This is a genomic window from Cellulosimicrobium sp. EB106-03-01-XG111 (genome assembly GCF_058792115.1).
Genome location: NZ_JBYTEQ010000033.1, coordinates 16,589 through 29,424 on the forward strand (window position 1 = coordinate 16,589; position 12,836 = coordinate 29,424).

The 12,836-nt window shown below is 74.8% G+C and carries 13 protein-coding genes; 11 read left to right on the top strand and 2 right to left on the bottom strand.

Going from position 1 to position 12,836, the window contains the following annotated elements; all coding sequences use genetic code 11:
- Positions 1-2: 2 nt before the first annotated feature.
- From panD to mshA, 8 genes are all read left to right on the top strand, one after another.
- A complete protein-coding gene (panD, locus tag AC3WT4_RS19625; RefSeq protein WP_074808587.1) occupies positions 3-461 on the top strand; it encodes an aspartate 1-decarboxylase in 459 nt (152 codons plus the stop codon).
- The gene (locus AC3WT4_RS19630) at positions 458-2,149 is read left to right on the top strand and encodes an L-aspartate oxidase (RefSeq protein WP_492316275.1); all 1,692 of its coding nucleotides are present in this window, start codon (positions 458-460) and stop codon (positions 2,147-2,149) included. Before panD ends, AC3WT4_RS19630 begins: the two co-directional genes overlap by 4 nt.
- 166 nt (positions 2,150-2,315) lie before the next feature.
- Positions 2,316-3,275, top strand: coding sequence for a carboxylating nicotinate-nucleotide diphosphorylase (gene nadC / locus AC3WT4_RS19635; RefSeq protein ID WP_492316281.1), 960 nt, complete (start codon positions 2,316-2,318; stop codon positions 3,273-3,275).
- A 123-nt stretch (positions 3,276-3,398) separates the two neighbouring features.
- Positions 3,399-4,934: a lysine--tRNA ligase gene (lysS, locus tag AC3WT4_RS19640; RefSeq protein ID WP_492316276.1), complete on the top strand. Its 1,536-nt coding sequence runs from the start codon at positions 3,399-3,401 to the stop codon at positions 4,932-4,934.
- Positions 4,935-4,961: 27 nt separating this feature from the next.
- Entirely contained in the window at positions 4,962-5,141 is a 180-nt protein-coding gene (locus tag AC3WT4_RS19645; protein ID WP_175009017.1) for a hypothetical protein, read from the top strand.
- Positions 5,142-5,313: 172 nt separating this feature from the next.
- Positions 5,314-5,652: a histone-like nucleoid-structuring protein Lsr2 gene (locus AC3WT4_RS19650; protein WP_108049515.1), complete on the top strand. Its 339-nt coding sequence runs from the start codon at positions 5,314-5,316 to the stop codon at positions 5,650-5,652.
- A gap of 115 nt (positions 5,653-5,767) precedes the next feature.
- Positions 5,768-6,976 (top strand): lactonase family protein, encoded by a 1,209-nt coding sequence (locus AC3WT4_RS19655; protein WP_492316277.1) that lies wholly within the window; start codon positions 5,768-5,770, stop codon positions 6,974-6,976.
- Between the two features lie 69 nt (positions 6,977-7,045).
- Positions 7,046-8,302: a D-inositol-3-phosphate glycosyltransferase gene (gene mshA, locus AC3WT4_RS19660; protein WP_492316282.1), complete on the top strand. Its 1,257-nt coding sequence runs from the start codon at positions 7,046-7,048 to the stop codon at positions 8,300-8,302.
- Between the two features lie 34 nt (positions 8,303-8,336).
- On the opposite strand, the gene AC3WT4_RS19665 is transcribed toward mshA, so the two are convergent.
- Positions 8,337-8,777, bottom strand: a complete 441-nt coding sequence (locus AC3WT4_RS19665) for a nitroreductase family deazaflavin-dependent oxidoreductase (protein ID WP_255179566.1) — start codon at positions 8,775-8,777, stop codon at positions 8,337-8,339.
- 175 nt (positions 8,778-8,952) lie between these two features.
- On the opposite strand from AC3WT4_RS19665, the gene AC3WT4_RS19670 reads away from it, so the two are divergent.
- A complete protein-coding gene (locus AC3WT4_RS19670; RefSeq protein ID WP_492316278.1) occupies positions 8,953-9,690 on the top strand; it encodes a phosphoglyceromutase in 738 nt (245 codons plus the stop codon).
- A 108-nt stretch (positions 9,691-9,798) separates the two neighbouring features.
- Here the strand turns inward: AC3WT4_RS19670 and phoU are convergent, their stop codons facing one another.
- Positions 9,799-10,482: a phosphate signaling complex protein PhoU gene (phoU, locus tag AC3WT4_RS19675; protein WP_074808248.1), complete on the bottom strand. Its 684-nt coding sequence runs from the start codon at positions 10,480-10,482 to the stop codon at positions 9,799-9,801.
- A gap of 219 nt (positions 10,483-10,701) precedes the next feature.
- Between phoU and AC3WT4_RS19680 the strand changes: the two genes are divergently transcribed.
- Together AC3WT4_RS19680 and AC3WT4_RS19685 are read left to right on the top strand one after the other, a co-directional pair.
- A complete protein-coding gene (locus AC3WT4_RS19680) occupies positions 10,702-12,048 on the top strand; it encodes a sensor histidine kinase (protein WP_492316279.1) in 1,347 nt (448 codons plus the stop codon).
- On the top strand, positions 12,045-12,749 hold the full coding sequence (locus AC3WT4_RS19685) for a response regulator transcription factor (RefSeq protein ID WP_074808244.1): 705 nt from the start codon (positions 12,045-12,047) through the stop codon (positions 12,747-12,749). The genes AC3WT4_RS19680 and AC3WT4_RS19685 overlap by 4 nt, the downstream gene beginning before the upstream one ends.
- Positions 12,750-12,836 lie beyond the last annotated feature (87 nt).

Consider the following 12,836-nt stretch of genomic DNA (forward strand, 5'->3'; position numbering starts at 1 on the left):
CCATGATGATCGGCAAGATCCACCGCGCGACGGTGACCCAGGCCGACCTGCACTACGTCGGCTCGATCACCGTGGACGCCGACCTGCTCGACGCCGCGGACCTCTACCCGGGCCAGCAGGTCGACGTCGTGGACGTCACCAACGGCGCGCGCCTGACGACGTACGTCATCCCCGGCGAGCGCGGCGCGGGCCAGGTGTGCATCAACGGCGCCGCCGCGCACCTCGTGCGGCCGGGCGACGTGGTCATCCTCATCGCCTACGGCATGCTCGACGACGCCGACGCGCGCACCTACCTGCCGAACGTCGTCTTCGTGGACGAGCAGAACCGCATCGTCGAGCTCTCGGACGAGCCCGGGCTCGTGCCCGCGGGCCACGGCCTCGAGGCGAGCGGCCTGCCGTTCGCCCCGTTCCGTGGCGGGGTCGACGAGGGCGGCGTGGCCTCCGCGGTGCGCCCCGCGTGACCCGGGCCGGCGGGGCGTCCGCGCCCCACCTCGCCCGGTCCCTCGCCGCCCCCGCACCGGGGTGGACGACGACGGCGGACGTCGTCGTCGTCGGCTCGGGCATCGCGGGCCTCACCGCGGCGCTCGAGCTGCGCACACGCGTGCCGCACGTGCTGCTCGTCACCAAGGGCGAGCTGTCGTCCGGGTCGACGGTCTGGGCCCAGGGCGGCATCGCCGCCGCGCTCGACCCCGAGGACTCGCCCGAGGCGCACCTCGCGGACACGCTCGTCGCGGGTGCCGGCGTGTGCGACCCGACGGCCGTCGAGGTGCTCGTCACCGAGGGCCCCGCGCGCGTGCGCGAGCTCGTCGCCCGGGGCGCGAACTTCGACCGGGCGGCCAACGGCGACATCGCCCTCACGCGCGAGGGAGGCCACCACGCGGACCGGATCGCGCACGCGGGCGGCGACGCCACGGGCGCGGAGATCTCGCGGGCGCTCGTCGCGCAGCTCGAGGCGGTGCGCCGCGACCCCGGCATCGAGGTCATCGAGAACGCGCTCGTCCTCGACGTGCTGACGACCGACGGCTCGGGCGAGCATGCTCCCCGCGCGTGCGGCGTCACGCTCCATGTGCGCGGCGAGGGCTCGCGCGACGGTGTCGGGGCGGTCCTCGCGCGCGCCGTCGTGCTCGCGACCGGGGGAGTGGGGCAGGTGTTCCGCTCGTCGACCAACCCGCCGCAGGCCACGGGCGACGGCATCGCCGCGGCGCTGCGCGCGGGCGCGACGCTCGGCGACCTGGAGTTCGTGCAGTTCCACCCCACGGTGCTGTGGCTCGGCCTCGGCGCGAAGGGTCAGCTCCCGCTCATCTCGGAGGCCGTGCGCGGCGAGGGCGCGATCCTGCTCGACACCGACGGCCACCGGTTCATGCCCGCGCAGCACCCCATGGCCGAGCTCGCGCCGCGCGACGTCGTCGCGCACGCGATCGTGCGGCAGATGGCCGCGACCGGCTCGGACCACGTGCTGCTCGACGCACGCCACCTCGGCGCCGAGTTCCTGCGCGCGCGCTTCCCGACGATCACCGAGCGGCTCGCCGAGAACGGGCTCGACTGGACCGAGGAGCCCGTCCCCGTGGCACCGGCCCAGCACTACCACTCGGGCGGCGTCGTGACGGACCTGCACGGGCGCTCCACCGTCGACGGCCTCTACGCGATCGGCGAGGTCGCGTGCACGGGCGTGCACGGCGCGAACCGTCTGGCGTCGAACTCGCTGCTCGAAGGGTTGGTCTTCGCCCACCGCGCGGCGCGGCAGATCACGGAGCGCGTGGCCGCGGGCGAGCTCGAGGTGGGCGAGCCGGTCGACCGTCCGGGGCCGTCGGCGCTCGTGGCGGCGGCCGCGCGCTCGCGCATCCAGTCGATCGCGTCCGCGGGCCCGGGCGTCCTGCGCGACGGCGACGGGCTCGCCGCCGCCGCCACCCGCCTCGCCGCGGTCCGCACCGACGCGCACGAGGCGAGCGACGTCGTCGCGCAGCCGCAGGCCGCGGAGTGGGAGACGACGAACGTGCACCAGGTCGCGACCGCGCTCACCGCCGCGGCGGCGCTGCGCACCGAGAGCCGCGGCGGCCACTTCCGCACCGACTTCCCGACGACCGACCCGGCGTGGGAGCGGCGCGTGCTCGTCTCGCTCGGCGCGGACGGGACGCTGCTCGTCCGCTGACCCGCGGCGCGCGACCTCGCGACCGCGACCTCGCGACCGGGTGCCTGCGCGACGGCGGGCCCGCGCGACCGTGTGGGCGGGCGGCGGCCGGGAGCCGCCGGGCAGCGGCACGCCGCAGCCGCACGAGCGGATAGCGTGGGGGACCGTGAGCAGCCCTGCCGAGCCCGTGTCCGCCCGTCCCGCCGACGGCGGAGCGCCGTCCGCCGTCCCGTCCCGCGTGGAGCCGGGCCTCGACCCGGCGTGGATCGCCGAGACGGTCGCCCGGGCGCTCGACGAGGACCTGGGCCCCGTGCCCGGGCGCGACGTGACCACCCAGGCGACCGTGCCGCCGTCGGCCACCGGGACCGCGCACCTCGTGGCGCGCGCGGACGGGGTCGTCGCGGGCCTCGTCGTGGTCGAGGAGGTGACGCGCCAGGTCGCGGAGCGGTTCGGCCTGCCGCCCGTCGAGGTGACGTTCGTCGCGTCCGACGGCGAGGCCGTGGGCCGCGGCCGCGTCCTCGCCGCGCTGACCGGCCCGGTCCAGGTGCTGCTCACGGCGGAGCGCACGCTGCTCAACCTCGCGAGCCGCGCGTCGGGCGTCGCGACCGCGACGCGCGCGTGGGCGCGCGAGCTCGTCGACACCGGCGCCCAGGTGCTCGACACGCGCAAGACGACCCCCGGGCTGCGCGCGCTCGAGAAGTACGCCGTCCGCGCGGGCGGGGGCACGAACAAGCGCATGGGCCTCTACGACGTCGCGATGGTCAAGGACAACCACGTCGTGGCCGCGGGGTCGGTGAGCGCCGCGATCGAGGCGATCCGCCGCACGTTCCCGGACGTGCTCGTGCAGGTCGAGGCCGACACCACCGCGCAGGCGCTCGAGGCGCTGTCGGCGGGCGCCGACTTCCTGCTCCTGGACAACATGCCGACCCCGGTCCTCGCCGACACGGTCGCGGCCGTGCGGGCGCGCGAGGGGCGGGACGGCGTCCCGGCGAAGGTGGAGCTCGAGGCGACGGGCAACCTCACGCTCGACCGGGCACGCGAGGTCGCGGGCACCGGCGTCGACTACCTGTCCGTCGGCGCGCTCACCCACTCGGCCCCGATCCTCGACCTCGCGCTCGACCTCCTCCCCACCCTCCCGCCGAGGTAGATCCCAGCTCCCGCGAGGCGGAGGCCCGGTCATGGCCACGCCTCTACCTCGCGGGACGATGCCTCGACCTCGCTGGACCGGGGCGCTACCTCGGCGACGCGGGAGCGTCGGTAGAATCCAGGGGTGACCTCCCCCGCCGGAACCCCCTCTCCTGCCGTGCCCGAGCCCGAGGACCACGTCGACGACGTGCCCGAGCAGATGCAGGTCCGCCGCGAGAAGCGCGAGCGGATCCTCGCGCGCGGCGACGAGCCCTACCCCGTCTCGGTGCCGCGCACGACCACGATCGCCGAGGTCCGTGCCGCCTACGAGCACCTGGAGACGGGCGAGGAGACGCAGGACGAGGTCGGCGTCGCCGGCCGCGTGGTGTACCTGCGCAACACCGGCAAGCTGTGCTTCGCCACGCTGCAGGACGGCGAGGGGAACCGCCTGCAGGTCATGCTCAGCCAGGCGGTGGTCGGGGAGGAGTCGCTCGCGGCGTTCAAGTCCGACGTCGACCTCGGCGACCACCTGTTCGCGCACGGTCGCGTCATCAGCTCGCGTCGCGGCGAGCTGAGCGTCTTCGCGGACGCGTGGCAGATCGCCGCGAAGGCGCTGCGCCCGCTCCCGGTGCTCCACAAGGAGCTCTCGGAGGAGGCGCGCGTGCGCCAGCGCTACGTCGACCTCATCGCCCGCCCGGCCGCGCGCGACACCGTGCGTCTGCGCGCCGCCGTCGTGCGCTCGATCCGGGAGAACTTCTGGGAGCGCGGTTTCGTCGAGGTCGAGACCCCGATGCTCCAGACGCGTCCCGAGGGCGCTGCGGCGCGACAGTTCGAGACGCACATGAATGCGTTCGACATCGACCTGTTCCTGCGTATCGCGCCCGAGCTGTTCCTCAAGCGCGCGGCCGTCGGCGGCGTCGAGAAGGTGTTCGAGATCAACCGCAACTTCCGCAACGAGGGCGTGGACTCCACGCACTCGCCGGAATTCGCGATGCTCGAGGCGTACGAGGCCTACGGCGACTACGACACGATGGCCGTGCTCACCCAGAACCTCGTCCAGCGCGCCGCGCAGGACGCTCTCGGTACGACGCTCGTGACGCTCGCCGACGGCACCGAGTACGACCTCGGCGGGGAATGGACGCAGCTGAAGATGTACGACTCGCTCTCGGACGCGCTGGGCGAGCACATCACCCCCGAGACGTCGGTCGACACGCTGCGGACGTTCGCGGACAAGCACGAGCTCTCGTTCGACCCGAAGAACGTCAATCACGGAAAGCTCGTCGAGGGGCTGTGGGAGCACCTCGTGGGCGACCACCTGGTGGCCCCCACGTTCGTCCGGGACTTCCCGGTCGAGACCTCGCCGCTGACGCGCGACCACCGCACGGTGCGCGGCCAGGTCGAGAAGTGGGACCTCTACGTCCGCGGCGTCGAGCTCGCGACGGCGTACTCCGAGCTCGTGGACCCGGTGGTCCAGCGGCAGCGGTTCGAGGCACAGGCCCTGCTCGCGGCGGCCGGCGACGAGGAGGCCATGCGCATCGACGAGGACTTCCTCACCGCGATGGAGTACGCGATGCCCCCGTCCGGCGGGATGGGCCTGGGCATCGACCGCCTGCTCATGGCGCTCACCGGTCTCGGCATCCGCGAGACCATCCTCTTCCCCCTCGTGAAGCCCGCGCAGTAGCGCGGCCGAGAACCTAGGACCGACAGCATGGACATCTGGCCCACCGTCGCGGCGCTCATCCCCTCGATCGGCGTCGGCGTGCTCTTCTACGTGGCGATGCGCGCGATCGTGCGCGCCGACCGCAACGAGCGTGCCGCGCTGGCGCGCCTCGACGCGGAACAGGAATCCGCCGCGGGCGGGAATGCCGCGCCCGCGCACGACTCCTGATCTCCGGGGAAGGCCGTCGGGCGGCGTCCCGAAATGATGGACCGCCGTCCAGGAATTGCCCGTCGAGAACCGGCCGCGCGTTCCGTCGTGGCGGCGTGTTCAATTGACGCTCGCCTTTCACGGTGGCATCCTGACGACGACAGCAATTCCTGTGAAGCGTGAGGAAACCACAGTGGCCCAGAAAGTCCAGGTAATTCTCGTCGACGACCTCGACGGGGGTGCGGCCGACGAGACCGTCACGTTCGCACTCGACGGCGTCTCCTACGAGATCGACCTCAGCACGAAGAATGCGCAAGAGCTGCGCGACGCCTTTGCCTCGTGGGTCGGCAACGCGCGCAAGGTCTCGTCCCGCACGAGCGCGGCCCGCCCGGCCCGCCGCAGCGGCGGCCGCTCGTCCGGCTCCGCCCGGGCGACCGAGGTCCGCGAGTGGGCCCGTGCCAACGGCTACACGGTCAACGACCGCGGTCGGATCTCCCAGGAGATCCAGACCGCGTACGACGCCGCGCACTGACGCGTCGTCGCAGCGAGCACCGGGGCGCCCGGCCGACGACACGTCGGCCGGGCGCCCTTCTCGTGGGCCGGATCGCGGGTGCCGGGCCGCCCGCGCGGAGAACTAGGCTCAAGGCATGACCTCCGCGACCCGCGCCCTCTGGATCGGCACCTACCCGCACCCGAGCGGCGCGGAGGGCGTGTGGCGGGTCGAGCTCGACGTCGACCCCGCCGCGGGCACCGGCTCCTTCGGCGGGGGCGCGCTCGCTGTCGCGGCCTCCTCCCCGTCGTTCCTGGCGCTCGACGGCGACACGCTCTACGCGGTCGGGGAGACGGAGGCCGGCTCGGTCTCGGCGTTCGCCGTCGGGCCCGACGGCGCCCTCACCCCCCGGGGCGGCCCGGTCGCCACGGGCGGCACGTACCCGTGCCACGTCGCCGTGAGCGGTGACGTGCTCGTCGCGAACTACGGCGACGGCGTCCTCACGGTCGTGCCGACGGCGGACGACGGCGGGATCGCGGCGGCGCCCGACGGGGGCCCGCGCCGGCAGCGGCACGCGGGGACCGGTCCGGTCACCGACCGCCAGGAGGGGCCGCACGCGCACTTCGTCGCACCGCTCGCCCACCTCGGCGCGGCGGACGACGGCAGCGGGGCGGTGCTCGTCGTCGACCTCGGCACCGACGAGCTGCGACGGCACGACCCGGCCGCGCCCGACGGCTCGACGGCCCAGGTCGTCGCGACCTTCCCGCCCGGCACGGGCCCGCGCCACCTCGCGGCGCTCCCGTCGGGGCACCTCGTCGTCGTCGGCGAGCTGGACCCGGCGCTCTTCCTGCTCTCCCCGGTGGACGGGCCGGACGGCGTGCGCACGTACGACGTCGTCGCGCGCTACGACGTCACGCACGCCGCTGCTCCCGCCGACGGCGGGAACTACCCCTCGCACGTCGCGGTCACCGCCGACGGCACGCGCGTCCTCGCCGCGGTGCGCGGCGCCGACGTGCTCGCGGTGCACGCGGTCGAGCCCGGGCCGGACGGCGGCGTGCCCAGGCTGCGCCACCTGGCCGACTCGCCGGTGGGCGGCGCGTGGCCGCGCCACTTCGCGATCCTCGGGGCCGCGACCGGCGCGGGGTCGGCCGCCGGGGCCGACCAGGGGGACGCCGACGCGCCGCTGCACGACCTCGTCGTCGTGGCGAACCAGAACGACGACCCGCTCATCGAGCGGCCCGCCGTGGCCGGCCCGGACGCCCCGACGTCGAACCTCGCGCTCCTGCGCGTGCGCCGCTCGGACGGCGCCGCCCAGGTGCTCGACGTGCTCGCGCTCCCGGCCCCGGCGTGCGTCGTGGAGGCCTGACCCGCCGTGACGACGCTCGACCTGCCGGGCGGAACCGCCCCCGACCCGTCGGACCCGCTGCGGGTCGCGATGCTCTCGGTGCACACGTCGCCGCTCGACCAGCCGGGCACCGGCGACGCGGGCGGCATGAACGTGTACGTGACCGAGCTCGCGCACGCGCTCGCGCGCCGCGGCACGCAGGTCGAGATCTTCACGCGCGCCACGGCGTCGAGCCAGCCGCCCGTGGTCGAGGTGTCCGACGGCGTGACGGTGCGCCACGTCGCCGCCGGGCCCTTCGAGGGACTCGACAAGAACGACCTCCCGGGCCAGCTCTGCGCCTTCACGGCCGGCGTGCTGCGGGCCGAGGCGCGGCGCCACGAGGGCTGGTACGACGTCGTGCACACGCACTACTGGCTCTCGGGTCAGGTCGGGTGGCTCGCCGCCGACCGCTGGGACGTCCCGCTCGTCCACACCATGCACACGCTCGCGCGCGTGAAGAACGCGGCGCTCGCGCCGGGCGACGCGCCCGAGCCGCTCGGCCGCATCATCGGCGAGGAGCAGGTCGTCGCGGAGGCGGACGCGCTCGTCGCGAGCACGGACGCGGAGGCGCAGGACCTCGTGCGGGACTACGCGGCCGACCCGGCGCGCGTGCACGTCGTGCCGCCGGGCGTCGACCTCGAGCTGTTCTCCCCGGCACCGGGCGCCGCGGCCGGCGACGCCCGGGAGCGTCGCGAGCGGCGGCGCACGCTGAGGGCCGGGCTCGGCCTGCCCACCGACGGCGGCCTCGTCCTCTTTGCCGGGCGCGTGCAGCCGCTCAAGGGCCCGGACGTGCTCGTCCGGGCGCTCGGCGTCCTCGCCGCGCGCGGGGAGCCCGTGCCGACGCTCGTCGTGCTCGGTGGCCCCAGCGGCCGCCCGACGGCGGTCCGCGAGCTCGAGGCCCTCGCCTACCAGGTGGGCGTGAGCGACCGGCTCGTCGTGCGCCCGCCCGTCCCGCGCGACGAGCTCGTGCGCTGGTACCGGGCGGCCGACGTCGTCGCCGTCCCCTCGCACAACGAGACGTTCGGGCTCGTCGCGGCCGAGGCGGAGGCGAGCGGCACGCCCGTGGTCGCGGCCGCCGTCGGGGGGCTGCGGACCGTCGTCGAGGACCAGGTCTCCGGCGTCCTCGTGCCCGACCACGACCCGGCGACCTGGGCCCGCGTCCTGGCGGACCTGCTCGCCGACGACGTACGGCTCGCCGCCCTCGGCGAGGGGGCCCGACGCGCGGGGGAGCGCTTCGGGTGGGACGTCGCGGCGGTCCGGATGCTCGACGTCTACGCGCAGGCGCGCAAGGTCCGCGCGGCGCGCTGACCGCGCGGCCCGGCACGCCGGGTCACGCGGCGGCTCAGCCGCCCGCGCGCTCCAGCACGAGGACGGGGATCTCCCGCGACGTCTTCTCCTGGTAGTCCGCGTACGGCGGGTAGGCCGCGACCGCGCGCTCCCACCACAGCGCCTTCTCCTCGCCGTGGACCTCGCGCGCGACGTAGTCGTGGCGCTCCGGCCCGTCCTGCAGCTCGACCCGCGGGTGCGCCAGCACGTTGAGGTACCAGACCGGGTGCTGCGGCGCTCCGCCGAGCGACGCGACGACCGCGTACGCGCCGTCGTGCTCGACGCGCATCAGCGGGGTCTTGCGGACCTTGCCGCTGCGGCGTCCGAGCGTCGTGAGGACGACGACGGGCATCCCGTTCAGGGTCGTGCTGCGTGTCCCGCCGGACGACTCGTAGGCCTCCGCCTGCTCGCGGGACCAGGTGCTCGGGCTCGGTGCGTACTCTCCGTCGATCGGCATGCGGGAGAGAACGTGCGCGACGGCGCATCGATTCCCGGCCGCGCCCCCGGCCGTGGCGCGGCGATGCTCGGGCCGCGCCGGGACGGCCGGACCTTCGTCCCACGCCGCGCGGCGACGGTCACCACCACGTGGGACGCGCGTGCCGCGGCGCCGGGCCGTGCGGCAGGATGGAGGCATGACCTACACCCTCGTGCTGCTCCGCCACGGCGAGAGCGAATGGAACGCCAAGAACCTGTTCACCGGCTGGGTGGACGTCGCCCTGTCGGAGAAGGGCACCGAGGAGGCGAAGCGCGGCGGTCAGCTCCTCACGGAGGCCGGCGTCCTGCCCGACGTCGTGCACACCTCGCTCCTGCGCCGCGCCATCACGACGGCGAACCTCGCGCTCGACGCGGCCGACCGCCACTGGATCCCCGTGAAGCGGTCGTGGCGCCTCAACGAGCGGCACTACGGTGCGCTCCAGGGCAAGAACAAGAAGCAGACGCTCGAGGAGTTCGGCGAGGAGCAGTTCATGCTCTGGCGCCGCTCCTACGACGTCCCGCCGCCCGAGATCGAGCTCGGCTCCGAGTTCTCGCAGGACACGGACCCGCGCTACGCCGACGCCCCCGTCGTGCGCACGGAGTGCCTCAAGGACGTGCTCGAGCGCGCCCTGCCGTACTGGGACGGCGAGGTCGTCCCCGACCTCAAGGCGGGCAAGACCGTCCTGGTCGCCGCGCACGGCAACTCGCTGCGTGCCATCGTCAAGCACCTCGACGGCATCTCCGACGAGGACATCGCAGCGCTCAACATCCCGACCGGCATCCCGCTGCTGTACGAGCTCGACGAGAACTTCGAGCCCGTCACGAAGGGTGGCCGCTACCTCGACCCCGAGGCCGCCGCCGAGGCCGCCGCGGCGGTCGCGAACCAGGGCCGCTGACCGGCCCCGCCCCGCACAGACGACCGTGGCCCGTCCGGAGATCCGGACGGGCCACGGTCGTCTGTGCGGGTCGAGCGGGTCCTCCCGGCGCGCCGGGCCCGCGGCGGGTCAGGCGGTCGCGCGCGTGGTGCCCGTCGGGGCGCCGCGGTCGTCGGCGAACTCGCCGGTCACGAGGTACGTCACGCGCTTGGCGATCGACACCCCGTGGTCGCCGAAGCGCTCGTAGTAGCGACCCACGAGCGTGACGTCGACCGTCTCCTGCGGCGTGCCCGTCCACGTGCCGTCGAGCAGCGCGCTGAACGTGTCCTGGTGCAGCTTGTCGAGCAGGTCGTCGTCGCGCTCGATGTTCGCCGCGACGGTGAGGTCGCGCGTCGTGAGGAGCGTGGTCGTGCGCCGCGCCACGCGGACGGCGGCGTCGTGCATCTGCTCGAACGTGCGGTGCAGCGTCGGCTCGATCGCGCGGCCCGGGTAGCGGCCGCGCGCGACCTGCGCGATGTGGCGCGCGAGGTCGCCCATGCGCTCCAGGGTGGCGCTCATGCGCAGCGCGCTGACGACGACCCGCAGGTCGGTCGCGACGGGCTGCTGCTGCGCGAGCAGCAGCACGCAACGCTCGTCGAGCTCGCGCTCGAGGGCGTCGATCGTGTGGTCGTCGCCGATCACCGACTGCGCGAGCTGCAGGTCCGCCGTGAGGAGCGCCTGCCCGGCGCGGTTCACGGCCGACTCCACCAGCCGGCTCATCTCGGCCAGGTCGTCGCCGACCTGCTTCAGCTCGGCCTCGAAGATCTCCCGCATCGCTTCCCTCTCGTCGTGACCGGTCGGTCCGGTCCGTGACGGCGTGCGCCCCGACGCGCCGGGAGGCGCCCGGGCACGCCGTCGGCTCCTGACACGCTCGCAGGCGTGGTCGACCGGCCGGTGAACACCAGTGCGCCGTCAGGTGAACTCTTGGCGGCTCGCGCCCGCCGGGGGTCCCGCGGGGCCGGGACGGTCGGCACGCGACCGTACGCTGGACGGGTGCAAGCCGAGAGTCTGATCGAGGGCGTGACCGTGCTGCTCGCCGGTGTCGTGGGCATCGTCGTCGGCGTGATCGCGGCGATCGCGTTCCGCGTGAGCGAGCGGCAGCAGCGCGCGGTGCGGGAGGAGCCCGCGCCGGAGCTCGACGAGGGCCTCGTCCGCGTGCTGGCCGTCCTGCGGTCCGCCGCCGTCGTGCTCGACGGCGAGGGGGAGGTCGTGCGGGCCAGCCCGCCCGCGTACGCGCTGGGGGTGGTGCGCGGCGACGCGATCGCGCACGCCGCGATCCGCGACATGATCGACGACGTGCGCCGGGACGGCGTGATCCGCGACGAGGAGCTCGAGCTCCCGCGCGGCCCCGTCGGCCGGGGCACGGTGATGCTCCAGGTGCGCGTGGCCCAGGTGGGCCCGCACCACGTGCTCGTGCTCGCGGAGGACCGGACGGAGGCGCGCCGCGTCGAGGCGATCCGCCGCGACTTCGTCGTCAACGTGTCCCACGAGCTGAAGACGCCGGTGGGCGCGCTCGCGCTGCTCGCGGAGACCGTCCAGGACGCGGCGGACGACCCGGTGGCGGTGCGCCGGTTCGCCGCGCGCATGCAGTCGGAGGCGACGCGCCTGTCCGCGCTCGTCCAGGAGATCATCGAGCTGTCGCGGCTCCAGGTCGCGGGAGCCCTGCAGGAGGTGACGGTCGTGCCGGTGCGGGGCGTGGTCGAGGAGGCCGTCGACCGCGCCCGCACGAACGCGCAGGGCAAGGGCATCGTGCTCACGACGGGCGGCGAGCTGGACGCCGCGGTCTACGGCGACCACAACCTGCTCGTCACGGCGGTGCGCAACCTCCTCGACAACGCGGTCGCCTACTCGGGCGAGAACACGCGCGTCGGCGTCGGCGTGACGCGGTCGGGCGACCTCGTCGAGATCGCCGTCGTGGACCAGGGCATCGGGATCGCGGCCGACGAGCAGGCGCGGGTCTTCGAGCGGTTCTACCGCGTCGACCCGGCGCGCTCGCGCGACACGGGAGGCACCGGGCTCGGCCTGAGCATCGTCAAGCACGTCGCGGCCGACCACGGCGGCGAGGTCACGATGTGGTCCGAGCCGGGCCGCGGGTCGACCTTCACGCTCCGCATCCCGGCGGCGAACGTCCCGGCCGCACGGACGCGCGGCACGGGGACCACCGATCGAACGACCGATCGAGCGACCGACCGAGCGACCGACCGGGCGGACGAGCCGGCACCCGACGGGCTCGCGACGGAGGGTCGCGCACCGGACGACCACGAGCGCGTGCCGCACGAGCACGCGTCGGACGACGGCGCCCCGGAAGCGGGCGCACCGAACAAGGAGGTAGGCGCGTGACGCGCATCCTGGTGGTGGAGGACGAGGAGTCGTACCGCGACCCGCTGACGTACCAGCTGCGGCGCGAGGGCTTCGACGTCGTCGAGGCGGCGACGGGCACGGAGGCGCTGGAGCGGTACGACGCCGACGGCGCGGACCTCGTCCTGCTCGACCTCATGCTCCCCGGCCTCAGCGGCACGGAGGTGTGCCGGGAGCTGCGCCAGCGCGGCGACGTCCCCGTCATCATGCTCACGGCGAAGGACTCGGAGATCGACAAGGTCGTGGGTCTGGAGCTGGGCGCGGACGACTACGTGACGAAGCCGTACTCGTTCCGCGAGCTGCTCGCCCGCGTGCGTGCCGTGCTGCGCCGCAAGGGCGGGGAGGCCGGTGCGGAGCCGGTCACGGAGAGCGCGCTCGAGGTCGGGCCGGTCCGCATGGACGTCGAGCGGCACACGGTGAGCGTGGACGGCGAGGTCGTGCCGTTCCCGCTCAAGGAGTTCGAGCTCCTCGAGCTGCTCCTGCGCAACGCGGGGCGCGTGCTCACGCGCGGCCAGCTCATCGACCGCGTGTGGGGCACCGACTACGTCGGCGACACCAAGACCCTCGACGTCCACGTCAAGCGCATCCGCTCGAAGATCGAGCCGGAGCCCGCGAGCCCGCGCTACCTCCTCACGGTGCGCGGCCTCGGCTACAAGATCGCCGACGGCGTCGGGCAGGCCTGACCCGGGCGGCCCCGTCCGGCACGGACGACCGGCACGACGACCGGCACGACGACGGCCCCGGCGCGTCCCCTCGCGGACGCGGCGGGG